Origin of the sequence: Streptomyces sp. ADI95-16 (genome assembly GCF_003721495.1) — a bacterium.
Lineage (GTDB): Bacteria > Actinomycetota > Actinomycetes > Streptomycetales > Streptomycetaceae > Streptomyces > Streptomyces goshikiensis.
In genome coordinates, this window is the sequence record NZ_CP033581.1 from 1893189 (window position 1) to 1916748 (window position 23560).

Here is a 23560-nt window from a genome sequence, read left to right on the forward strand (position 1 = left end):
CACGTTCTCGCGGGCCGGCCCGTCCGTACCGGTGAACGCATCTCTCGCAGGGAAGGGACGCACACGATGAGCACCATCCTGGTCACCGGAGGCACCGGGAACCTCGGCGCGCTGGTCGTCACCCGGCTGCGGGACGCGGGACACGAGGTCCGCGTCCTGAGCCGGCACGCGAAGGAGTACCCGGTCGACCTGACCGACGGCAGCGGGCTGGACGCTGCGATGGCGGGCGCGGAAGTCGTCGTGCACTGCGCGAGCAGTCCGCGCGGGGGCGACGACCGGGCCGCCGGACACCTGATCGAGGCGGCCCGGCGGGCCGGGACGGTCACGAACGTCGTCTACATCTCGATCGTCGGCGTCGATGTGGTCCCGTTCGGCTATTACACGGTGAAGTACGAGGTGGAGCGGCTGCTGGAGGAGTCCGGGCTGGGCGTGACGATCCTGCGGACGACGCAGTTCCACGACCTGGTGGCGACGCTCCTGGACGCGCTGGCGAAGGTCCCGGCGCCGCTGCCGCTGCCGTTGCCCAAGGGGGTACGGGTGCAGTCGGTCGCGGTCGAGGAGGTGGCGGCGCGGCTGGCCGAGCTGGCGGTGCCGGTGCCGGCGGGCCGGGTCCCGGACATGGGTGGTCCGGAGATCCGTACGCTGGCGGACCTGGGCCGCTCGTACCTGGCCGCGACGGGGCGCCGGCGGCGGATCCTCGCGGTGCCGCTGGCCGGGAAGGCGTACAAGGCCTTCGTGCGCGGCGGCCACCTCGCCCCGGGGCACGCGGTGGGGCGCCGCACCTTCGCCGACTTCCTCGCGGAACGCGCTGCCCGTACCTCTTGAGGCTCCCGGGATCAGTCGCCGAGCGGGAGCGGACGGTCGGGGGTGGGCTCCTCCGCGGCACGTTCGGCGATGGCCGGGGCGCAGACCATGAGGGCCGGCTCCCGCGCCGGGAGGCAGGCCGGGACCGCCGGCCGGCCTTGGAAGGCGGCCGGGACCGCCGCGCAGCCGGAGAAGGCCGGGCGGGCGGCCCGCGTCAGGGGGCGAAGAGGGTGGCCTGGGCGGCTTCGCGGGCGGCGAGGCGGGCGCCCGTCAGGACCGCCGGATCCCCGAGGGTGGTGGCGAGGACCGCCGTCGTCACCGGGGTCAGCTCGGCCAGCCGGCCGGCGACGCGCGCGGCGAGCTCCGGCCCGCCCGCGCGGCCGAGTCCGCCCGCCAGGACCACGCACCCCGGGTCCAGCACCGCCGCGACGGCCGCCGCGCCCAGCGCCAGCCGCCGCGCCAGCGCGTCGAGGAACGCCTCCCCGGCGGCGCCCGCCACGGCCTCCTCCACCGGCCCCCCGTAGCCGTGCTCCGCGGCCAGCGCGGCCACCGCCGCCCGGCCGGCCAGCGCGTGGAAGCCGCCTCCGCAGTCCGTGGCGGACGGCAGCCCGGCCGTACCCGGCACCGGGAGGAAACCGATCTCGCCCGCCCCGCCGGACGCGCCCCGCCGCAGCCGCCCGTCCAGGACCACGGCCGCGCCGACCCCGGCGCCCAGCCAGAGCAGCACGAACGAGTCCAGCTCCCGCGCCACCCCGACGCGCTGCTCGGCCAGCGCCGCCAGGTTGGTCTCGTTCTCCACCACCACCTCGGCCGGCAGCCGCCGCCGCAGGGCCGCCACCAGGTCCCGGTGCCAGGCCGGCAGCCCGCTGGTGTCCTCCAGTACGCCGCTGTCGGGGGCGACCATGCCCGGGGCGCCGACCACCACCGTGTGCAGCCGGTCCGCGCCGGCCTCCCGGGCGAGCGCCTCCAGCCGGTCCACCGCCTCCTCCACCGCGTCCACGGGCAGGGCCGCCCGGGCCAGGGGCCGCCCGAGCAGGTCCGCGATCACCGCCGTCGCGCTGTCCGTCCGTACGTCCAGGGCCGCCAGGTAGGCGCGGGCGGCGACGATCCCGTACAGCCGGGCGTTGGGGCCGCGGCGCTGCGCCCCGGACTCGCCGACGACCTCGATCAGCCCGGCCTCGGTCAGCCGCTCGACGAGGTCGGCGACGGAGGGGCGGGAGAGTCCCGTCATCTCCTTGAGCTGGGTGGCCGTCAGGGGGCCCTCCTCCTGGAGGAGTCCCAGCGCCAGCCGGTCGTTGAGGGCCCGGGCCGTGCTCGGGGAGGCGGGCGACGGAGCGGGGGTCAGGGCCTTGGCAGGAGTCACGGCGCTCATCCTAGGAGTTCCGGCATAACTATCAGGCAGGTTCCCTGATAGTTTACTTGTCATGACCGGGGACACCGACAGCACCCTCAGCCCGGCGCGGCTGCGCCGTGCCCGCCACGCCATCGCCGCCGTCTTCTGCGCCCACGGCGCGGTGACCGGCTCCTTCGCCACCCGCATCCCGTGGATCCAGGAGAACGCGCAGCTCAGCGCGGGCACCCTGGGCCTGGCCCTCGCGTTCCCCGCCCTGGGCGCCGCGTTCGCGATGCCGCTCGCCGGCCGGATCAACCACCGCTTCGGCGCCCGCGCCGCGCTGCGCGGGCTGCTGGCGCTGTGGACCCTGGCCCTGATCCTCCCGAGCCTGGCCCCGAACCTGCCGGCGCTCTGCCTCGTGCTCCTCGTCTACGGGGCCACCGCCGGGATGTCGGACGTGGCCATGAACGCCCTCGGCGTGGAGACCGAGAACCGGCTCGGGCGCTCGATCATGTCCTCGCTGCACGGCATGTGGAGCGTGGGCGCCCTGATCGGCTCGGCCGCCGGCACGGTCGCCGCGCACTCCGGGACCGACGCGCGGCTGCACCACCTGATCGCGGCGCTCGCGCTGACCGCCGTCGGGCTGATCGCCGTACGGGGGGTGCTGGACCTGCGCAGCGGCGCGGACGACGACGCTCCGCCGCACTTCGCGCCGCCTCCGAAGTCGGCGCTGCTGATCGGCGCGATCGGGTTCGCGGCGGTCTTCGCGGAGGGCGCGAGCCTGGACTGGTCGGCGGTCTACCTGCGGGACGTGCTGGACACCGACGCGGGCCTCGCCGCCGCCTCCACCACCGCCTTCGCGCTGACCATGGCCGTGGCGCGGCTCGCCGGGGACCGGGTGGTGGACCGGTTCGGCCCGGTGCGCACCGTACGGGCGGGCGGAGTACTGGCCACCGGGGGCGGAGTGCTGGTGGTGACGGCCGCTCATCCGGCGGCGGCCCTGGCCGGGTTCGCGCTGATCGGCCTGGGGATCGCGGTGGTGGTCCCGCTGGCCTTCGCGGCCGCGGGGCGCAGCGGGCCGGCCCCGGCGCAGGCCATCGCCGGTGTCGCGACGATCACGTACACATCCGGCCTGATCGCCCCGTCCGCGATCGGGGCGGTCGCGGACGCGACCTCGCTCGTGGTGTCGTTCGGGCTGGTCACGCTGCTGGCGTTCGCGCTGGTCGTGGGCGCCTCCGTACTGCGGCCGAAGCCGGCCGTGACGGACTCCCGGACGGCCGGCAGGGACGAACCGGCCGGTATCCGGCCGTAATATGTCGCTGGCCGCCCTGCGGCCGGATCGCGTGACCCCGGCGGAACGGAAGTGGTGGAACATGGGCCTCGGCGTGGGCTGGACCCTGCACGGAGACGGGCGGACCCCCGCCCCCGGCGCGGTGGTACGGCCGGACGAGCGGCTGTCGTGGCCGCGGACCGCCGGGCTCGGCGCCCAGCACGTCGTGGCGATGTTCGGGGCGAGTTTCGTGGCACCGGTGCTCATGGGCCTGGACCCGAACCTGGCCATCATGATGTCCGGCGTCGCGACGGCGATCTTCCTGCTCGCGACGCGCGGCCGGATCCCCTCCTACCTCGGCTGCTCGCTCGCCTTCGTGGGCGTCGCCGCCGCGATCCGGGCGGGCGGCGGGGACAGCGCGGTGGTCACCGGCTCGGTCTTCGTGGTCGGCGGGGTGCTGTTCCTGGCCGGGCTCACCGTGCGCCGGTTCGGGGCGCGGGTCATCCACACCGCGATGCCGCCGGTGGTGACGGGCGCGGTGGTGATGCTGATCGGCTTCAACCTGGCGCCGGTGACGGCCTCGACGTACTGGCCGCAGGACCAGTGGACGGCGCTGGCGACCATGCTGGTCACGGGGATGGCGGTGGTCTGCCTGCGGGGCTTCTGGTCGCGCATCGCGATCTTCCTCGGGCTGCTCTTCGGGTACGCGCTCTCCTGGGTCCTCGACCTGGTCCTCGGCAAGATCCACTCCCCGGCGGGCGGGACCGCCGCCGTGGACCACTGGCGCCTGGACCTCTCCGGGGTCGGCGAGGCCGACTGGATCGGACTGCCGTCCTTCCACGCCCCGGCGTTCGAGTGGTCGGCGATCCTGATCGCGCTGCCGGTGGTGATCGCCCTGATCGCGGAGAACGCCGGGCACATCAAGGCGGTCGGCGAGATGACCGGCGACCCGCTGGACGACGAGCTCGGCACCGCGATCGCCGCCGACGGCGCGGCGTCCATGCTGTCCACGGCGGTGGGCGGCCCGCCGAACACCACGTACTCCGAGAACATCGGCGTCATGGCCGCGACCCGCGTCTACTCGACGGCGGCCTACTGGGCGGCCGCCTGCTTCGCCCTGCTGTTCGGGCTGTGCCCGAAGTTCGGGGCGGTCGTCGCCGCGATCCCCGGCGGGGTGCTCGGCGGGATCACCGTCATCCTGTACGGCATGATCGGCCTGCTCGGCGCGCAGATCTGGATCACCGGCCGGGTGGACCTGCGCAATCCGCTGAACCTGGTACCGGCCGCGGCGGGCATCATCATCGGCATCGGCGGCGTGACGCTGCGGATCACCGACAGCTTCGAGCTGGGCGGGATCGCGCTCGGCACGATCGTGGTGATCACGGGCTACCACACGCTGCGGTACTTCGCCCCGGCGCACATGAAGCAGGAGGAGCCGCTGCTCGACGGGGGCACCTCCGCCTACGACGACGGGCCGGCCGGGGACGCCCGGGGCGCCGGGGGCTGAAGCAGCTCAGGGGACTCGGGGGACTCGGGGGACATGCCGAGTTGACGGGGCTTCGCCCGAACCGGCGAAGCGTACGGCCAAGTTCCCCGGATCGGCGCCGGCGGCTGCGACGCTGCCTCCCATGGAAGCGGTGCTCGCGCGGATGCGCGCCCTGGATCAGCGGCTCCCCCAGCGGGACGGCGTCGCCGTCTTCAACCGGGTGTACCTGACGGTGACGGAGACCCTGCACGAGCGCATCTCCCACGGGGCGTTCCCCGTGCCCCGGCGGGCGACGGCCCTCAGCGCGCGGTTCGCGGAGCGCTACCTGACGGCGGTGGAGGCCGAGCGGCCGCCGGCCTGCTGGCGGCCGCTGCTCCAGTACCGCCGGCACCCCGGGGTACGGCCGCTCCAGCACGCGCTGGCCGGGATCAACGCGCACATCGGCCATGACCTGGCGCTGGCGGTGGTGGCGACGTGCCGGCACCTGGACTGCGAACCGGCGGCGCTCGAAGCGGACTTCGACCGGGTGGGCGACACCCTGGTCTCCCTGGAGGAGCACATCCGGGAGGACCTGATGCCGGGTCCGGACCTGCTGGAGATCGCGGACCCGCTGACGCATCTGGTCGGCTCCTGGAGCCTGGAACGGGCCCGCGCCGGGGCCTGGGCGGCGGCCCGCCTGCTGTGGGCGCTGCGCCGCTCGCCCGAACTCACCGCCGAGTTCACCCAGTCGCTGGACGCCGGCGTCGGCCTGGTGGGCCGCTGCCTCCTGACCCCCCGGGGCTGACCGGGCCGCGCCCGGCCGCTCAGGGTCCACCGGGTGACCGGTTTCCGCACGCACCGGCTGCGGGTGCAGGACCGCTCGCGGACGCCCCGGCAGCGGTTCGCCGCGTTGCGGACCTGCCCGACCGAGTTCGCCCCGTACGGTTTCCGCTCGACCTACCACCACCTGCGCCGCAGCGCCGGGGCTGAGCCATTGAAAACGGGCCGCCGCCGCGATGTTTGCGCGGGGGCGGCCCGTGGTCACGGGGCCGGAGGGACCGGTGGGGTTCCTGCGGCGGTGGTGGCTCGGGGAGGTCAGTCCTCCGGGAGCTCGACCGGGGCGATCTCGTCGTACACGTCGCCCGGGCCCGGGTTGGTGGAGTCGGTGGAACCGCCGAGGTGGTGCATGACGCCCCACACCGCGTTCAGGGCCGTCTGCACGGCGCCCTCGGCCCAGCCGGCCGTCCAGGAGATGTCGTCACCCGCGAGGAAGATGCCCCGCTTGTCCTCCGGCAGGCGGTCCTGCATGAAGTGGGTGAACAGGCGGCGCTGGTAGCGGTAGTGACCGGGCAGGTTCGCCTTGAACGCGCCCATGAAGTAAGGCTCGTTCTCCCAGGACACGGTCACCGGGTTGCCGATGATGTGACGGCGGATGTCGACGTTCGGGTAGATCTCGCCGAGGGACTTCAGCATGACCTCCATCCGCTCGTTCGCGGACAGCGGCAGCCACTTCAGGCTGTCGTCGCACCACGTGTACGAGAGGCAGATGACGGCGGGCTGGTCCGGGCCGTTGTCCAGCAGGTACGTGCCGCGGGTCATCCGGTCCGTCAGCGTCATCGACATGACGTCGCGGCCGGTCTGCTCGTCCTTGTCCAGCCAGAACGGGCGGTCCACCGGGATGAAGAGCTTGGAGCTCTCCATGTAGTGGGTGCGCTCCATCGCCGTCCAGTGGTCGATGGGGAACAGCGAGTCGTCGCACGCGATCTTGGACAGCAGCATCCACGACTGCGCGGTGAAGATCGCCGCGCGGTACGTACGGATGTCGCCGGAGGCGTCGGTGACCGTGATGCGGTTGCCGGCCGTGCGGTGCAGACGGGTCACCGCGGGGCGCGGGGTGCCCTCGTGCAGGGAGGACAGCGAGGTGCCCTGGGCCCAGTGGACGATCTTCTCGGGCTCGCGCTCCCACAGGCGCAGCGGCAGCTGCTGCGAGCCGCCGACGATGCCGCGGTGGTGGTCGTCCGCCTCGGTGTAGACGACGCGGAGGATCTCCAGGATGGAGTTCGGGAAGTCGGTGTCCCAGCCGCCCGTGCCGAAGCCGACCTGGCCGAAGATCTCGCGCTTGCGGAAGGACTGGAAGGCCTCGGACTTGCAGAGGAAGCCGTAGAAGGTCTCGTCGTCGAGCTTCTCGACCAGCTTGGCCCAGATCTCCCGGATGCGCGGGACGTCCCGCTCGCGCATCGCGGTGTTCATGTCGGAGAAGTCGGCGCCCTCGTCGAGGCAGGCGTTCCACGCGTCGGCGACGTCGCGGTAGACCTGCGGGAGGTCGGCGATCGTCTCGGCGTAGTGGGTCTCGCCCTTGAGGTCCACGACCGTCGAGGGGGTGGCCTCGGCGAGCGGGTTCGGGAAGGGCTCGGTGACCAGGCCGACCAGGTCGATGTAGTGCTGGAGCGCCGTGGAGGACGGCGGGAAGCGCATCGCGCCCATCTCCGCGGTCAGGCCCTCGGTGCCGGTGCCCTCGAAGCCGACGGTGCGCAGCCGGCCGCCGATCTGGTCCGCCTCGTAGACGACGGGCTTCAGGCCCATCTTCATCAGCTCGTAGGCGGAGATGATGCCGGACAGCCCGCCGCCGATGACGGCGACCTCGGTGCCGAGCTCGGTCGCCGGAACCTGACCCAGACCCGCCGGGTGGGCGAGGAAGTCGTCGTACGCGTACGGGAAGTCCGGGCCGAACATGGTGATCGGCGGCTGACCGTCGCTGTGCGGGACGGCGGTGGTGGGCACCGTGGACGTCATGGGGTACGACTCCTTGCAGGGTGGGGCAGGGGGGAAGGCTCGGGCGGGCTCAGACCAGGGAGGCGTAGAGCCCGGGCCGCCGGTCGCGCAGGTAGGGGTTGGCCGCGCGGGAGGCCCGCAGCAGCTCCGGGTCGACCTCGCCGACCACCGTCTCCTCGCCGCGGCCGGCCCGGGTGCGGGTGACTCCGTCGGGGCTGGCGAGGCAGCTGAGGCCGACGAACTCGAACTCGCCCTCGGGGCCGGTGCGGTTGACGTACGCGATGTACATCTGGTTCTCGAAGGCCCGTACGGGGACCAGCTGCTCGGCGACGAACTGGAACGGGTGCATCTGCGCCGTCGGGACCAGGAGGAGGTCGGTCCCGGCGAGCGCGTGGGCACGGACGTTCTCGGGGAACTCCACGTCGTAGCAGATCATGATGCCGATGCGGAGGCCGTTCAGCTCCGCCTGGACGACGGGGGTGTCGCCCGGGGTGAAGGCGTCCTGCTCGAAGCAGCCGAAGAGGTGCGTCTTGCGGTAGTTCGCGAGCGGGGTGCCGTCGGGGCCGATGAGCTGCGCCGAGTTGTACACGGCGTCGCCGGCGCGCTCCGGGTAGCCGTACAGGACGGCGATCCCGTGGCGGCGGGCGATCTCGCCGATGGCGCGGGCGGACATGCCGTCGGCCGGTTCGGCGATGCCGGGGATGTCCTGGAGCTCCAGCGCGTAGCCGGTCAGGAACATCTCCGAGGTCACGAGGAGCCCCGCCCCGCCCCGCGCGGCACGCTCCGCGGCCTCTTCGAGCGCCTTGAGGTTCTCGGCGGTGTCGCCGAGCCGACCGGAGCTCTGGAGGAGGGCGGTGCGCAGCGGGGGCATGGGCGTACCTCTGTGAGTCTGTGACAGGTGGGGTGGGTGTGTCATACGAAGGTACGTTTGCGCGTTCGATCGCGACAAGCCATGACTGTTGCGCTCTGCGCATCGATTCGTTGCGTCTTCCGGACGCGGGGCGGCGATTCGTTGCGCGGGGGCGTTTGCGCGGGGCGTTACGCGGGGAGCCGGAAGGCGGGGTGCGCGGCGAGACCTCGCAGGTACGAGCGTACGTGCGGGCCGGGCGCGGGCGCCGTGGCGGGGTGCCGGAGGGCGACCCAGAGGTCGGCGTCGGCGATGGTCGGCCGGTCGCCGGGGAGGGCGTACGGGTGCACCGCGAGCCGGTGCTCGACGGACTCCAGGGCGGCGGACCGCTCGGCGCGCGGGGCGGCGGGGTCGAGGAGCGCGCGGACGGCGTCGGCGTGGGCCGCGGGGACGGGCGGACTCAGCTCGGGCCGGCCGGCGAGCCGGAGGGCGAGGTCGTCGAGGATGTCCGGCGTGTGATCGCTGACGACGCGGCCGCTCCAGGTGTCACAGAGGGCGGGGACGGTGAGGGACCCGGTGTGGTGGTGCCGGGTGGCCTCGTAGGCGCGGCGGAGCCCGGCGTGGTCGGGGGCGTCGGGGGTGAGGGTGGTCGTGGACACGTCGCCCTCCAGCCCGAGGAGGGCGAGGGCGATCCGGACCCGCAGCGAATCCCGACACCCGGCGCGGAGGTAGAGGTGGTACCGGTGCGGCGCGGGCGAGAACCCGGCCCCGATCCGCCCCCGCAACGCGGGCCCCGAACCGGTCCGGGGCAGTGACATCTGAAGCATGGCTCTCCTTCTTCTGCGTACGTATGCGTATACGTCCACGCCCGCACCCCGCGAGCGCCATGTACCCCTCCCGCCGACGGCGGGGGCACCCCGGGCGGGGCCGTCGGATCCGCTCGCCGCGCCCCGGTGCGATGGGCGCGGTGAGCCGGGCCGACCGGGCGGCCACGACCGCGACCCTGGCGGGGTCGCGGCCCGGCCGCACGCGGTGCGTCCGGCCCGGTGGAGGCCGCCACGGCGCCGGGCCGGAGCCCCGGCCGTGCCGGGCCGGGCCCGACCGGCCCGGCACCGGCCCGCGCCCCGGGCACACCCGGCCGCCCGGGGCGCGGAAGGCTGGGACACCGCCTGCGGGCCGGGCGGCCCCGGACAGCGCCTGGGAGGCGTTGCGGAAGCCGCGCGGACCGCGTACGAACCCGGCCGGCGCGGGCTGGCCGGCCGCCCCCGTGGGGCATCGCGACACCCGCCCCGACACCGGCGAGGGCCGCTACGCCCGGCAGGCACCGCACGAGCCGGGCGGCACCGGCCCGGGACTGGCCGGGGCGGCCACGCCCGGCAGCCGTTGCGGGGCCGCACGGCACCGGCCCCGGCCGCCGGCCGCCCGGGGGCGGTGGGTGGGGCTGATGGCAGGTTCCGGCTCGGCCGGGCCGACGTGGCCGGACCGGCCGGAAGCAGGCCGGATCCGGGCGCCGCCTCGGGTACGGGGCCGCCGTGCCAAGGCCGGGTGGCGGCCACGCGGCCGGACCAGCCCGGGCCTCATGGCGGCCTCGGAGCCGAAGGCCGGGTGGCGGCCACGCGGCCTGACCAGCCCGGGACCCGTGGCCACCTCCGAGCCGAGGGCCGGGTGGCGGCCTCGGAGCCGAGGCCGGGTGGCGGGATCGGGGCCGGGTCGGGTCGGGTCGGGTTAAAGGGGGCCCGGGGTGGCGCTGCAGACGCGGAGGAGGTCTATGTGCAGGCGGCGGGTGAGCCAGCAGCGGCGCAGCGGCGGTCCCGCCGCATCCCCTTCGCGGCGGCGCGGCGTACGGGCCGTACGGGCCGTGCTCATCGGTCCGCCCCATCCCTCCGCAGCGGCCAGCGCACCGGTGGATACGCTGATCACGGCGGGCACTTGAACGCGTGGCCGCCGTCCCCCGCAGTCTCGTGGCGGCGCGCCGGGCCGTCAAGAAGGCGGTGGCGGTCGGCCGTACGCCCCGACGGAAGGAGATCCGCGCCATGTCCCCCGAAGACGCAGCCCTCGACAACCCGGTCTGGGCCGCGCTGACCGGCCCGCACGCCGCCTTCGCGGAGGTGTCCGGGCTCGCCGCCCGCTACCAGGGCGACACCACCCCGTTCGCCGCGCTCGCCGACCCCGAAGACCCCCTGGCCTGGGCGGATCTGGCCGCGCTGGCCGGTCCCGGGATGCCCGTCTGGGTCACCGGGCTGCTGACGCCGCCGCCGGGCTGGGAGACCGTCGCCACCATTCCCGGCGTCCAGCTCGACGGCCGGGCCGTACGGGCCGTGGCCGCGCCGGACGCCGTCGCGCTCGGCCCCGCCGACGTGCCGGAGATGACGGAGCTGGTCGAACTGGCCAAGCCCGGCCCGTTCCTGGCGCGCACCGTCGAGCTCGGCACGTACCTCGGGATCCGGCACGAGGGACGGCTCGTCGCGATGGCCGGGGAGCGGATGCGGCCGGCCGGCTGGTCGGAGATCAGCGCCGTGTGCACCCACCCCGACCACCGCGGCCAGGGGCTGGCCGGCCGGCTGATACGCGCGGTCGCGGCCGCCGTCCGGGAGCGCGGCGACAGCCCGTTCCTGCACGCCGCCGCGGACAACACCCGCGCCGTCGCGCTGTACGAGTCGATGGGGTTCACGCTGCGCCGCCGTCCGGACTTCCTCGGGCTGCGCACGCCTGACAAGAAGCCGTAACACGGCGTTCGTCGCCGGGCGGTAGCGTCGACGCGAGGAACAGCGGAGGCGGAGAGGGGGCGGTGGTCGTGAACGCGTCGCGCGGCATTGCCGTACGCCCCGTCCTGCGCCCGGTCCGGCTGTTCTCGCGGGCGCACATCGACCTCGTACGGGTCGCCGCCTCGCTCTGTCCTTCCTGACCTGCTCTCGCGTCCGCGCCGCGGCGTCCTCCCGACGCCGGCGGTCCTCCACGCCTGCTCGGGAAAGGCCGCTCCGCCATGCCCTCCCCCTCCTTCTCCCTCTCTCCCTCCCCCGCCCTGCACCTGGCCGTCGCCCTCGACGGCGCCGGCTGGCACCCGGCCGCCTGGCGCGAACCGGGCACCGAGCCCACGCGGTTGTTCACCGCCGCCCACTGGGCGTCGCTCGTCGCCGAGGCCGAGGCCGGCCTGCTGGACTTCGTCACCTTCGAGGACTCCCTCGCCCTCCAGTCGACGCATCCCACGGAGTCCGACGGCCGCACCGACCAGGTACGGGGCCGGCTCGACGCCGTGCTCCTCGCCGCCCGGGTGGCGCCGCTGACGCGGCACATCGGGCTGGTGCCGAGCGTGGTCGCCACGCACACCGAGCCGTTCCACGTCTCCAAGGCCGTGGCCACCCTCGACCACGTCAGCGGCGGGCGCGCCGGGCTGCGCGTCCGGATCTCCGGGCGGGCGGACGAGGCACGGCACTTCGGCCGCCGGTCGCCCGGCGAGGGCCGCGCCGGGCTGCTCGACGAGGCGGCCGACCACATCGAGGTGGTCCGGCGGCTCTGGGACAGCTGGGAGGACGACGCCGAGATCCGGGACGTGGCCACCGGGCGGTTCATCGACCGCGACAAGCTGCACCACATCGGTTTCGAGGGGCGCCGCTTCAGCGTCAAGGGGCCCTCGATCACGCCGCGGCCACCTCAGGGCCAGCCCCCGGTCAGCGCCCTCGCCGCCGACAGCGCCGCGTACCCGCTCCTCGCGCGCGCCGCCGACATCGGGTACGTGACCCCGCGGGACACCGACGAGGTCCGTGTCGCCGTCGCGGGCGTCCGGGGCGCCCGGGAGGCGGCCGGCGGGGACCCCGGCCGGCCGGCGCACGTCTTCGGGGAGCTGACGGTGTTCCTCGGCGACACCCGGGCGGCCGCGGCGCGCCGGCTCCAGCGGCTGGACGCCGCGCACGGCTCGGCGTACACGAGCGACGCCGCGGTGTTCACGGGCACGCCGGCGCACCTCGCGGACCTGCTGCTGGAGTGGCGGGCGGCCGGGCTGTCCGGGTTCCGGCTGCGGCCCGGGGTGCTCGCGCACGACCTCCCGGCGATCACCCGGGGCCTGGTCCCGGAGCTCCAGCGGCGGCGCGCCTTCCGGCGGTCGTACGAGGCCTCCTCGCTGCGCGGCCTGCTGGGACTCGCCCGCCCCGCCAACCGGTACGCCACCCCCGCCGGCGCGGACGCCGCCGTCCCCGCCCGCGCCGTCCCCGCCGTCCCCGCCCGCGCCGCCCGCGCCTGATCCGGAAGGACCGGTCACGATGAACAGGCCGCTCAAGCAGATCCACCTCGCGGCGCACTTCCCCGGGGTCAACAACACCACCGTGTGGAGCGACCCGGCCGCCGGGAGCCACATCGATTTCGCCTCGTTCGCCCACTTCGCCCGCACCGCCGAGCGGGCGAAGTTCGACTTCCTCTTCCTCGCCGAGGGCCTGCGGCTGCGCGAACAGGGCGGGCGGATCCACGACTTGGACGTGGTCGGAAGGCCCGACACCTTCACCGTGCTGGCCGCCCTGGCCGCCGTCACCGAACACCTCGGGCTGACCGGCACCATCAGCTCCACCTTCAACGAGCCGTACGAGGTGGCCCGGCAGTTCGCCAGCCTCGATCACCTCTCGGGCGGCCGGGCCGCCTGGAACGTGGTCACCTCCTGGGACGCCTTCACCGGCGAGAACTTCCGGCGCGGCGGCTTCCTGCCGCGCGACGAGCGGTACGCGCGGGCCCGGGAGTTCCTGGCGACCGCGCACGAGCTGTTCGACTCGTGGGACGGCGGGGAGATCCTGGCCGACCAGGAGTCCGGGGTCTTCCTGCGGGACGCGGGCGCGGGCGCCTTCGCGCACCGGGGCCCGCACTTCGACATCTCGGGGCACTTCAACGTGCCGCGGAGCCCCCAGGGGCGGCCGGTGATCTTCCAGGCGGGCGATTCCGAGGAGGGCCGGGAGTTCGCCGCCGCCGACGCGGACGCCGTCTTCAGCCGGTTCGCCTCGCTGGAGGCCGGCCGGGCCTTCTACGCCGACGTCAAGGGCCGGCTCGCCCGCTACGGCCGCACCCCGGACGAGCTGAAGATCCTGCCCGCGGCCACCTTCGTACTCGGCGACACCGACGCCGAGGCGCGGGAGCTGGCCCGGGAGGTGCGGCTGAAGCAGGTCAGCGGGGCCACCGCGATCGCGTACCTGGAGCACGTCTGGAACCGTGACCTGTCCGGATACGACCCGGACGGGCCGCTGCCGGAGGTCGACCCCGACCCCGGGGAGAACACCATCGCCCTGGGGCGGGCCAGCGTGCGGCAGTTCCGCGACCCGTTCGCGGTGGCCAAGGAGTGGCGGGAGCTGGCCGCCGCCCGGAACCTGTCGATCCGGGAGCTGGTGATCGAAACCACCGGCCGGCAGTCCTTCGTCGGCTCCCCGGCGACCGTCGCGGACTCCATCGACCACCTGGTCCAGGAGGACGCGGCCGACGGGTTCATCCTCGTCCCGCACCTCACGCCCGGCGGCCTGGACGTCTTCGCGGACACCGTCGTCCCGCTGCTCCAGGAGCGCGGGGTGTTCCGCCGCGAGTACACGGGGCGCACCCTGCGCGACCACCTCGGGCTGCGCGACGCCCCCGGACCGGCCGCCCCAGGGGCCCTGACCGCGTCCGGCCGCACCGCCGCCCACCGCTGAGGAGCGTCCCGCCCATGCCCGGTACACCGCTCGGGGTCCTGGACCTCGTACCGATCACGTCCGGTTCCACCGCCGCCGACGCGCTGCGCGCGAGCATCGACCTCGCCCGGCAGGCCGAGCGGTTCGGCTACGCCCGCCATTGGTTCGCCGAGCACCATCTGAACCCGGGTGTCGCCGGGACCTCCCCGGCCGTGCTGCTGGCGCTGACCGCCTCGGCCACCTCCACGATCCGGCTCGGCTCCGGCGCGGTCCAGCTGGGGCACCGGACGGCGCTGTCCACCGTCGAGGAGTTCGGGCTGATCGACGCCCTGCACCCGGGGCGGCTGGACCTGGGCCTGGGCCGCTCGGCGGGCCGGCCGCCGCAGCGCACGGGCCCGCCGCCGAGGCCCGCGCCGGCGGGCGGGTACACGACGGAGAACGGCCTGCGCATCCCGCCGCCGTTCTCCTTCTCCCACCTGCTGGGTCACCCCCGGGTCGCCCTCCAGGAGCGGTTGCTGAACCTGCCCGGGGCCCGCCCGCAGGACTACGCCGAGCAGGTGGGTGACGTACTGGCCCTGCTGCGCGGGGAGTACCGGTCGCAGGAGGGGGTGGCGGCGCACGCCGTCCCCGGCGAGGGGGCCGACGTACAGGTGTGGATCCTCGGCAGCAGCGGCGGGGTGAGCGCGCGGACGGCCGGGGAGAACGGGCTCCGGTTCGCGGCGAACTACCACGTGAGCCCGGCGAGCGTGCTGGAGGCGGCGGCGGGCTACCGGGAGGCGTTCAAGCCGTCGGCCGGGCTGGACCGGCCGTACCTGACGGTGTCGGCCGACGTGGTGGTGGCACCGGACGAGGCGCAGGCGCGGGAGCTGGCCACCGGGTACGCGCCGTGGGTGCACGGCATCCGTACGGCCAAGGGCGCGATGCCGTTCCCCACGCCGGCCGAGGCGCGGGCGCTGACCCGGTCGTGGACGGCGGCGGACCACGCGCTGGTCGCGGACCGGGTGGAGACCCGGTTCGTCGGCTCGCCGGGGACGGTCGCCGACCACCTGGAGCGGCTGCGGGACGCCACCGGGGCGGACGAGCTGCTGGTCACGACGATCACGCACGGCCACGCCGACCGGGTGCGCTCGTACCGGCTGCTGGCGCGGGAGTGGGCGCGCAGGCGGTAAAGGCGTTGCGTCTGGGCGGGTTTCGGCGGGCGGTGAGTGGTCACACGCGCAGGGGTGACCGCCGCTTCCCGAGGAAGGGACCTGCCATGACCGACGACACCCGCCTGCCCGGACCTGCCGCGCACCACTGGCAGTGGCAGCTGCGCGCGGCCTGCCGGAGCCTGGGGCCGGAGCCGTTCTTCCACCCCGCCGGTGAGCGGGGCGAGGACCGTGACGAACGGGACGAGGCCGCCAAGCGGGTCTGCGCCGGCTGCCCGGTGCGGACGGCCTGTCTGGAACACGCGCTGCGCACCCGGGAGTCCTTCGGCGTCTGGGGCGGCCTGACGGAGGAGGAGCGGCGCACGCTCCTGACCCGGGCCGCCCGCCGCCCCGAACCCGCCGGCCGGCGCTAGGTCCCACTGACACCGCCGCCCGCAGCCGGACGAATCGGCTGCGGGCGGCGAGGTGTTGGGGGGCGGGGCTCCGGAGCGGTGTCGCTCAGGCGGGGGCGCCCGAGGTGAAGCGGCGCAGCAGCGGGGAGAGGACCAGGACCGACTTGGTGCGCTCCACGAAGGGCTCGCCGGCGATCCGCTCCAGGACCCGCTCGAAGTGCCTCATGTCGGAGGCGAAGATCTGGACGAGGGCGTCCGCGTCGCCGGTGACGGTCGACGCGGACACCACCTCGGGGTACCGCTCCAACCCTCGCCGGATGTCGTCGGGCGAGGTGTTGTGGCGACAGTAGATCTCGATGAAGCCCTCGGTCTCCCAGCCCATCGCGGCGGGGTCGACGCGGACGGTGAAGCCGGTGATGGCTCCCTCGGCCCGCAGCCGGTCCACGCGTCGCTTCACGGCGGGGGCCGAGAGCCCGACCTCGGAGCCGATGTCCGCATAGGAGCGGCGGGCGTCCTCGGCGAGGGCGTGCACGATGCGTTCGTCGAGATCGTTCAGTCGCACTGCGGGTCGATCACTTTTCTGCTGTGACCACTTCTGCCGTGGCCAGTCCGGAGCGGCGGATGCCGTACAGGAAGTAGAACACGAGGCCCACGATCATCCAGCCACCGAAGACCATCCACGTGGCCGAGTCCAGCTCGAACATCATGTAGGCGCAGGCGATGGCGCCCAGGATCGGGGTGACGGGGAAGAGCGCCACCTTGAAGGTGCGCGGCATGTCCGGGCGCGTCCTGCGCAGGATGATGACGGCGACGTTGACCAGACCGAAGGCGAACAGGGTGCCGATGCTGGTGGCGTCGGCGAGCTTGCCCAGCGGGATGAAGGCCGCGAGGGTGCCGCAGAACAGGGAGACGATCACGACGTTGGTGCGCGGGGCGCCGGTCTTCTCGTCGACCTTGGCGAAGACCTTGGGCACCAGACCGTCGCGGGACATCGCGAAGAGGATGCGGGTCTGGCCGTAGAGGACGGCGAAGACGACGGAGAAGATCGCGATGACGGCGCCGGCGGCGAGGACGACGCCCCAGACGCTGTTGCCGGTGACGTCGGTCATGATCTGGGCGAGCGCGGCCTCGGTGCCCTCGAAGTCCTTCCACGGCATGGCGCCGACGGCGACGAAGGCGACGAGCACGTAGAGGGCGGTGACGATCGCCAGCGAGAGCATGATCGCGCGCGGCAGGTCCTTCTTCGGGTTCTTGGCTTCCTCACCGGCGGTGGAGGCGGCGTCGAAGCCGATGTAGGAGAAGAAGAGGGTGGAGGCGGCAGCGCTGATGCCGGTGACGCCCAGCGGGGCCAGCGGGGTGTAGTTGCCGGACTTGATGCCCATGACACCGATGCCGATGAAGAGCAGCAGGGTGACGATCTTCACCCCGACCATGATCGAGTTGACCGTGGCGCTCTCCTTGGCGCCGCGCATCAGGAAGACCATGGAGAGCAGGACGACGACCAGGGCAGGCAGGTTGATGAACCCGCCCTCGCCCAGCGGAGCGGAGACCGCCTCGGGGACGGTGACGCCTATGGTGCCGTCGAGGAGCTCGTTGAGGTACTGGCCCCAGCCGACGGCGACGGCCGCCACGGAGACGGCGTACTCCAGGACCAGGCACCAGCCGCAGATCCAGGCGATGAGCTCGCCCATGGTGGCGTACGCGTACGAGTACGAGGAGCCGGAGACCGGGACGGAGCCGGCCAGCTCGGCGTAGGAGAGCGCCGAGAACAGGGCGGTCAGACCCGCGAGGATGAAGGAGATCGTCACGGCGGGGCCGGCCTTGGGGGTGGCGGTGCCGAGGACGACGAAGATGCCGGTGCCCAGGGTGGCGCCGATGCTGATCATGGTCAGCTGCCACATGGTGAGCGAACGGCGCAGCGAGCCGCCCTCGCCCTGGCCACCCTCGGCGACCATCTGCTCGACCGGCTTGCGGCGCAGCAGAGGGTTCACAGGCTTGCGGGGCTCGGAAGTGAGCGGTGGCGCCTGGCCGGTTTCGAGCACGGGGGGTCTCCTTTGACACTGCGGGTGGGGATAAGGCGTCGACCGCAGCGGTCCTGAGCAGGAGCAGGCGTGCGCGAGGCGCGCCTGGGCATGGGGGACCGCCGAGCAGGCGGTCCACGCCACTCCACGTACAGCGAGTGAGCCTACGAGCTGAGTGATAGCGCCCGTAATGCACCATCCTTGCACATTGCCGAACGATCGTTGCGCGGATCTGTCCCAGATGGCCCTTTGTTGCGCGCGGATGATCGATCACTGCGCGGTCACTCTCCGCTCCGTTCTCCTGACGCTCGCCGGCCGCGGCGCACCGCGGCGCCCCCGGCGGTCGAACCGGCTCCGGGAGGGGTACGGAAGAACCGGGCGGCCCCGGGAGCGGCACGGCAGCCGTACCCGACGAGCGGAGGCGATGCGTGAGACCACTGAGCGGCGCGGAGGACCCGTGGCAGGACCCCGGGCCGTTCCTGCGCGGGGTCGCCTGGCTCGACGGCGGGCGTCCCGTCCGGGCCGACCCGGCCGACACCATGCGGCTGCCCTGGGACACCGGCGAGCGGGCCACCCTGCCCATCGGCGTCCGGCTGGAATTCACCGCCGGGACGGCCCGGGCCGTGGAGATCCACTACCGGGCCACCGTCCCCGGCCCCACCGACGCGCTGCGCGACCTCGCGCACGGCTTCGCCCTGTGGAACCGGCACGGCCGCCTCGACGAGGTGTACACCGAACCGGCCGCCGAGTCCGTCGTCCGCATCGGACTCCCGCCCCGGCACGGCCCGTTCACCGTCCACCCGCCCGAGAGCCAGGGCCCGCTGATCCTCGGCCTGCGCGGCATCGGCGGCCCCCTCTCCCCCGCCCCGGCCGCCCCGCGCTGGGTGGTGCACGGGGACTCCATCACCGAGGGCTGGTGGTCCACCCGCCCCGCGCACGGCTGGCCCGCCGTCACCGGCCGGGCGCTCGGCTGGGACACCGTCAACCTCGGGTACGCGGGCGCCGCGCGCGGGGAGCTCGCCACCGCAGAGCAGCTCGCCGGACTCCCCGCCGATGTCCTGACGCTCGCCTTCGGCACCAACTGCTGGTCCCGCGTGCCCCATTCGGCGCCCCTGCTGTACGAGACCACGCGCGCGTTCCTCGACCTGCTGCGCCAGGGCCACCCCAGGACCCCGGTGCTGCTCGTCTCCCCCGTACTGCGCCCCGACGCCGAACGCACCCCGAACAAACTCGGCGCCACCCTGGGCGCCCTGCGGGACGCCATGGAGCGCGCCGTCCGCGACCGGACGGCCGCCGGGGACTCCTTCCTCGCCCTGCTTCCGGGGCGTGACCTGCTGGGACCCGAGCACCTCGCCGACGGACTGCACCCCAACGACTCCGGACACCAGGTCCTCGGCCTCGCTGTGGCCACGGCCCTGCGGCGGTCCGGGTTCGACGGAACATGAGTGAGACAGCACACAGCACCCGCACTGAACACCGTGGACCCCTCACCCCGTGTTCTGCACGAAGTTGGCGCGGCCCCGGTCGCGGCAGGAGAGACAGCACACGGGAGAGAACACGATGGGCATCAAGCGCGGAACCACCCTGGCGGCCGTGGCAGCGGTCGTCGCCCTCACGGCGACGGCCTGTGGCGGGGACGACTACAAGGCTGCGGGCACCGCCCAGCCCGTCGCGGCCGCCTCTCCCCAGTCGAAGGCCGGGGACTACGGCTCCGAGACCCCGGCGAACAGCGCCGCGGGCGTCGGCGCCAAGTCCGCCGCCGGGCAGCTGGCGGTCGCCGACAACGAGAAGATCGGCTCCTTCCTCGCCGACAGCTCCGGGCGCACCCTCTACCGCTTCGACAAGGACACCGCCAAGCCCCCGAAGTCCAACTGCGAGGGCGACTGCGAGAAGACCTGGCCCGTGGTCGCGGCAGGCGATGCCACCGCCGCCGCCGGCATGGACCCGGCGCTGCTCGGCGAGGTCGTCCGCGGCGACGGCACCAAGCAGCTGACGATCGCCGGCTGGCCCGCGTACCGTTTCGGCAAGGACGCCAAGGCGGGCGACGTCAACGGCCAGGGCGTCGGCGGCGTCTGGTTCGCGTTCGCCCCCGACGGCAAGAAGGCCTCCAAGGCGGAGGCCCCGGCCGCCTCGGCCGCCCCGAAGGCCTCGGCCGCCCCGGAGGCCCCGGAGGCCCCGAAGGCCCCGAAGGCGCCCGCCGAGGGCCAGGACGGACGGCTGAGCGTCGCCAAGGACCCGAAGCTCGGCGACCACGTCGTCGACGGCAAGGGCATGACCGTCTACCGGTTCAAGCCGGACACCGCATGGCCCATGGTCTCCAAGTGCACCGGCGACTGCCTGGCCAAGTGGCCGGCGGTGGCCCCGGCGGAGAAGGGCGAGGGCATCATCGAGAAGAACTACCTGGTGCTCGACCGCCCGGACGGCAAGAAGCAGCAGACGGTCAACTGCTGGCCCGTCTACACCTTCAGCGGTGACAAGCAGCCCGGCGACATCAACGGCCAGGGTGTCGGCGGCACCTGGTACGCCGTCGCCCCCGACGGCAAGCCGATCACCGTCAAGTAGCCGTCCGCGGGGCCGGCCGGCCCCCCCCTTACCGGCCGGCCTCCCGGACATCCCGCCGCCCGCCCGGTCACCCGCCGGGCCCGCCCCCCACGCCCGACCGCGCGGCCCTCGCCCTACCTCCCCCGGGGCGGGGGCCGCGCACCGTTCCGCCACGGCGGACCACTGCCTACACTCCCCCCATGCTGCGCGCACTGGCCGTCGACGACGAGAAGCCGCTCCTGGAGGAACTCCTCTACCTGCTGCGCTCCGACCCCCGGGTGCACAGCGCCGAGGGGGCCTCGGACGCCACCGAGGCGCTGCGCCGGGTCACCCGGGCGCTGGAGAGCGGCCCCGACGGGCCCGACCGCATCGACGTGGTCTTCCTCGACATCCACATGGCCGGGCTGACCGGGCTGGACATCGCCCGGCTGCTGGCCGGGTTCGCGCGGCCGCCGCTGATCGTGTTCGTCACCGCCCACGAGGGTTTCGCCGTACAGGCCTTCGACCTCAAGGCCGTGGACTACGTACTCAAGCCGGTGCGCCCGGAGCGGCTGGCCGAGGCCGTCCGGCGGGCCTGCGTACAGCTGGGCGGGCCCGCCGGGGCGCCGGCGGCCGCCTCCGGGCCGCCGGTACGGGGCAAGGCGCCGGCGACCGCGGGGGCCCGGCCGGCGCCGCAGCCGCCGCAGCCGCCCCTGCCTGCGCACCGCCCCGTTCCCGAGGTCACCGTCGCCGACCGCGCCGCCGACCAGATCGCCGTCGAGCTGGGCGGGGTCACCCGCTTCGTGGCGATCGCCGACATCGCGTACGTCGAGGCCCAGGGCGACTACGCCCGCCTCCACACCGACGGGGGCAGCCACCTGGTGCGGATCCCGCTGTCCACGCTGGAGCAGCGCTGGGCGGCGCGCGGGTTCGTCCGGATCCACCGCCGCCACCTGGTGGCGCTGGGCCGGATCGACGAGCTCCGGCTGGACGCGGGCACCACCAGCGTCCGGGTCGGGGCGGCAGAGCTCCAGGTCAGCCGGCGCCACGCCCGGGAGCTGCGGGACCTGCTGATGCGGCACGCGACGGGCTGACCGCCCGGCCGGCTGACCTGCTGCCCCTCGCGTCAGCCGGCCGGCGGCGCGGCCCGCAGCCGGGCCACGGAGTAGGCCGGTGCGCCGAGGGCGAGCAGCCGGAACAGGCCGCCGGCCGCCCGGTGGCCGAGGCTGATGCGCTCCATGACCCGGTGGTCGCTCACCTTCTCCCAGCCGGGCGCCGAGCCCGCGAGTCCGCGGCCGCCGCGGGCGCCGGAGCGGAACCGCGCCCCGGTCGCCCTGACGATCGGGTGCAGCCCGCTGAGGGCGATCCTCGGGTGGAAGTAGTCCGCCACCAGCTCGGCGGCGGGGAACGCGGTCCTGCAGGAGACCAGGAAGGACCGCAGGCCGGCCTGGTCCAGGTACATCAGGACGCCCTCGGTCAGGACCAGGACGTTCCGCCGCTCCCCGACCAGGGGCAGCAGCCGCTCCGCCCACTCCGGCTCGGTGATCGAGGCGGGGAACACCCGGGTCAGGTCGCCGGGCAGCAGTCGGGCGCGCAGTTCGACGACGTCGGGCACGTCGACGCCGAGCCAGGTGACGGAGCCGGGCAGGGCGCCCGCGAGCCGCTCGGCGCGGGTGCCGAGGCCGATGCCCGCCGAGACGACCACCGCGTCGGGGTGTTCCCGGCAGAAGGCGGCGGTCAGCTCGTCGAAGACGATGGCCCGGTGGACGGAGCCGAGCGCGTTGCCGCGGTCGGTCAGCACCTCGGGCGCCCGGTAGCCGGTGGCGGCCAGTACGGAGGCGGCCGCGGGATCGCGGAAGGAGGTGCCGGGAAGGAGTTCGGCGGCGTGGGCGCGGCCGTAGAGCGGGGTGAGCAGGGTCTTGGCCACACCGCTGAGGCCGTGGGCCGGGCCGCCGCTCCCGGGAGCGTCCGGCGTGGGCGTGTTCGACATGGGGTGAGCTCCTCCGGCCGGTTCAGCCGCTGCGGTGGAACACGACTTCCGGGTCGGCCGGTGCCGGGCCGTCCAGGCGCGGCGCCGGTGTCCCGCGCAGGTGCAGGCCGAAGAAGTCGCCGACGTAGGCCCGGGTGATCTGCTGGGAGCGGGTGCCGGAGAGCGGGGTCTCCGGGTGGTCGTAGCCCACCTGGTCGCCGAGCACCGGCCAGTCGGTGAAGCCGGGGTGGCCCGCTCCCGTGACGGTCAGCCAGCGCTTCCAGCCGTCCAGGCGGGGCCAGGAGTCCTCCCAGGAGGTGTCGGGGAGGTCGGGCGGCAGGAGGGCGGGGTCCTCGGCGAGCATCAGGAACGGGCGTCCGCCGAGGCCGCCTTCGGGGACCGGGGTGAAGAACGTGCCGTCCATGTTGACCCCGGCGTCCACGCGCGGGTCGGCGGCCATGGTGGCCGAGGCCGCGGCCCCGCCGATGGAGTGCCCGGCCATGCCGATGTGCCGGGCGTCGATCAGCCGGGAGTAGCGCCACGCGGGGTGCGGGCCGGTGAGCCGGTCCAGGGCGAAGGAGACGTCACGGGCCCGGCCTTCGGTGACCCGGTGCAGCGACCCGTCGGGGAACACCTGCTCGCAGGCCTTGCAGGAGAGCGTCCGGCCGCCGGGGAAGAGGGTGCCGTCCGACTCGTACGCGTGGTCCACGGCGGCCACGACGTAGCCGCGGCTGGCGAGGTCCTCGGCCAGGGTGGTCAGCGTGGAGCGGGGCATGGTGAAGCCGGGCGAGAGCACGATCAGCGGGTGGCGCTGCGCGGCGGGCCGGGGCAGGGCGCCGTCCCGGGCGTGGGTGCGGGTGGCCGCGAGGCGCTCGGGGGTGACGTACTCGCCGAGCCGGCCCCGGTCGGTCAGCAGCGCCTTGGCCTCGGGAACGGCCATGTAGGGGGCGGGAGTTCCGGTGTGCGCGAGCGCGGGGTAGTAGAGCGAGAGCAGCAACTCCCGGTCGACCGTGGGAACCCAGGGGTCCTTGCGCTCCCGGTCCACGAGGTGGAGGGTGTCGCGGCCCACCGCCAACGCGCCCGTGGGGCGCGGGAGTTCGAGTCTCGTGGGCTGGCCGGCCGGGGCGGGGCCGGCTGCGGCGGCAGGGGTCGCGAGGGTGCCGGGCGCGGCGAGGGCCAGACCGGCGGCCACGGCCGTCAGCGCGCGGATGATCTTCTTCATGCCCGCACCCTAAGTGAATTAAGGCAAGGCTTACCTAAGTTTTCGGAGAACGGCCGGACCGGACCGCCGGGTTGCCCGCCGGGGCGCCGCCGGCCGCGGCCGCACCACCGGTCTGGACACCGCCGCACCACCCGCCCGGACACCGCCGGGGCCGACCGTCC

The 23560-nt window shown here is 74.5% G+C and carries 21 protein-coding genes; 12 read left to right on the plus strand and 9 right to left on the minus strand.

Annotation, left to right across the window (positions count from 1 at the left end; all coding sequences use genetic code 11):
- Positions 1-66: 66 nt before the first annotated feature.
- Complete coding sequence (locus EES41_RS08015) at positions 67-825, plus strand: SDR family oxidoreductase (protein ID WP_123076875.1); 759 nt, start codon at positions 67-69, stop codon at positions 823-825.
- Positions 826-1018: 193 nt separating this feature from the next.
- Here the strand turns inward: EES41_RS08015 and EES41_RS08020 are convergent, their stop codons facing one another.
- Positions 1019-2176 carry an ROK family transcriptional regulator gene (locus tag EES41_RS08020; RefSeq protein ID WP_123076877.1) on the minus strand — a complete coding sequence of 386 codons (1158 nt, stop codon included), beginning with the start codon at positions 2174-2176 and terminating at the stop codon, positions 1019-1021.
- Positions 2177-2228: 52 nt separating this feature from the next.
- On the opposite strand from EES41_RS08020, the gene EES41_RS08025 reads away from it, so the two are divergent.
- The 3 genes from EES41_RS08025 (at position 2229) to EES41_RS08035 (ending at position 5677) form a co-directional block, all read left to right on the plus strand.
- Entirely contained in the window at positions 2229-3449 is a 1221-nt protein-coding gene (locus EES41_RS08025) for an MFS transporter (protein ID WP_123076879.1), read from the plus strand.
- Positions 3450-3510: 61 nt separating this feature from the next.
- Positions 3511-4914, plus strand: coding sequence for a uracil-xanthine permease family protein (locus EES41_RS08030; protein WP_123082342.1), 1404 nt, complete (start codon positions 3511-3513; stop codon positions 4912-4914).
- 121 nt (positions 4915-5035) lie between these two features.
- A complete protein-coding gene (locus EES41_RS08035; RefSeq protein ID WP_123076881.1) occupies positions 5036-5677 on the plus strand; it encodes a DUF5995 family protein in 642 nt (213 codons plus the stop codon).
- A gap of 290 nt (positions 5678-5967) precedes the next feature.
- On the opposite strand, the gene EES41_RS08040 is transcribed toward EES41_RS08035, so the two are convergent.
- From EES41_RS08040 to EES41_RS08055, 4 genes are all read right to left on the minus strand, one after another.
- Positions 5968-7665 carry an NAD(P)/FAD-dependent oxidoreductase gene (locus EES41_RS08040; RefSeq protein WP_037797193.1) on the minus strand — a complete coding sequence of 566 codons (1698 nt, stop codon included), beginning with the start codon at positions 7663-7665 and terminating at the stop codon, positions 5968-5970.
- 49 nt (positions 7666-7714) lie between these two features.
- Positions 7715-8515: a carbon-nitrogen hydrolase family protein gene (locus tag EES41_RS08045; RefSeq protein ID WP_123076883.1), complete on the minus strand. Its 801-nt coding sequence runs from the start codon at positions 8513-8515 to the stop codon at positions 7715-7717.
- Between the two features lie 167 nt (positions 8516-8682).
- Positions 8683-9318 carry a glutathione S-transferase family protein gene (locus EES41_RS08050; protein ID WP_123076885.1) on the minus strand — a complete coding sequence of 212 codons (636 nt, stop codon included), beginning with the start codon at positions 9316-9318 and terminating at the stop codon, positions 8683-8685.
- An 898-nt stretch (positions 9319-10216) separates the two neighbouring features.
- The gene (locus tag EES41_RS08055; RefSeq protein WP_254211379.1) at positions 10217-10411 is read right to left on the minus strand and encodes a hypothetical protein; all 195 of its coding nucleotides are present in this window, start codon (positions 10409-10411) and stop codon (positions 10217-10219) included.
- 113 nt (positions 10412-10524) lie between these two features.
- Here EES41_RS08055 and EES41_RS08060 point away from each other — a divergent pair, with 113 nt between their 5' ends.
- The 5 genes from EES41_RS08060 to EES41_RS08080 all read left to right on the plus strand — a co-directional run bounded on the left by EES41_RS08060 (position 10525) and on the right by EES41_RS08080 (position 15688).
- Positions 10525-11217 carry a GNAT family N-acetyltransferase gene (locus EES41_RS08060; protein ID WP_254211380.1) on the plus strand — a complete coding sequence of 231 codons (693 nt, stop codon included), beginning with the start codon at positions 10525-10527 and terminating at the stop codon, positions 11215-11217.
- A gap of 257 nt (positions 11218-11474) precedes the next feature.
- A complete protein-coding gene (locus EES41_RS08065) occupies positions 11475-12728 on the plus strand; it encodes an LLM class flavin-dependent oxidoreductase (protein ID WP_254211381.1) in 1254 nt (417 codons plus the stop codon).
- 19 nt (positions 12729-12747) lie between these two features.
- A complete protein-coding gene (locus EES41_RS08070; RefSeq protein ID WP_123076889.1) occupies positions 12748-14148 on the plus strand; it encodes an NtaA/DmoA family FMN-dependent monooxygenase in 1401 nt (466 codons plus the stop codon).
- A 14-nt stretch (positions 14149-14162) separates the two neighbouring features.
- Entirely contained in the window at positions 14163-15296 is a 1134-nt protein-coding gene (locus EES41_RS08075) for an LLM class flavin-dependent oxidoreductase (protein ID WP_123076891.1), read from the plus strand.
- Positions 15297-15382: 86 nt separating this feature from the next.
- On the plus strand, positions 15383-15688 hold the full coding sequence (locus tag EES41_RS08080; RefSeq protein WP_123076893.1) for a WhiB family transcriptional regulator: 306 nt from the start codon (positions 15383-15385) through the stop codon (positions 15686-15688).
- Between the two features lie 85 nt (positions 15689-15773).
- Here EES41_RS08080 and EES41_RS08085 read toward each other — a convergent pair whose 3' ends face one another.
- Together EES41_RS08085 and EES41_RS08090 are read right to left on the minus strand one after the other, a co-directional pair.
- A complete protein-coding gene (locus EES41_RS08085) occupies positions 15774-16229 on the minus strand; it encodes an Lrp/AsnC family transcriptional regulator (protein ID WP_030027017.1) in 456 nt (151 codons plus the stop codon).
- 10 nt (positions 16230-16239) lie between these two features.
- Complete coding sequence (locus EES41_RS08090) at positions 16240-17709, minus strand: amino acid permease (RefSeq protein WP_123076895.1); 1470 nt, start codon at positions 17707-17709, stop codon at positions 16240-16242.
- A 407-nt stretch (positions 17710-18116) separates the two neighbouring features.
- On the opposite strand from EES41_RS08090, the gene EES41_RS08095 reads away from it, so the two are divergent.
- From EES41_RS08095 to EES41_RS08105, 3 genes are all read left to right on the plus strand, one after another.
- On the plus strand, positions 18117-19133 hold the full coding sequence (locus EES41_RS08095; RefSeq protein ID WP_008744038.1) for a GDSL-type esterase/lipase family protein: 1017 nt from the start codon (positions 18117-18119) through the stop codon (positions 19131-19133).
- A gap of 115 nt (positions 19134-19248) precedes the next feature.
- Positions 19249-20250: an SCO0930 family lipoprotein gene (locus EES41_RS08100; protein WP_164495788.1), complete on the plus strand. Its 1002-nt coding sequence runs from the start codon at positions 19249-19251 to the stop codon at positions 20248-20250.
- A 179-nt stretch (positions 20251-20429) separates the two neighbouring features.
- Positions 20430-21302, plus strand: a complete 873-nt coding sequence (locus EES41_RS08105; RefSeq protein ID WP_123076897.1) for a LytTR family DNA-binding domain-containing protein — start codon at positions 20430-20432, stop codon at positions 21300-21302.
- 32 nt (positions 21303-21334) lie between these two features.
- Here the strand turns inward: EES41_RS08105 and EES41_RS08110 are convergent, their stop codons facing one another.
- The gene (locus EES41_RS08110; RefSeq protein WP_123076899.1) at positions 21335-22198 is read right to left on the minus strand and encodes a class I SAM-dependent methyltransferase; all 864 of its coding nucleotides are present in this window, start codon (positions 22196-22198) and stop codon (positions 21335-21337) included.
- A 22-nt stretch (positions 22199-22220) separates the two neighbouring features.
- Positions 22221-23399 carry an alpha/beta hydrolase gene (locus EES41_RS08115; protein WP_123076901.1) on the minus strand — a complete coding sequence of 393 codons (1179 nt, stop codon included), beginning with the start codon at positions 23397-23399 and terminating at the stop codon, positions 22221-22223.
- Positions 23400-23560 lie beyond the last annotated feature (161 nt).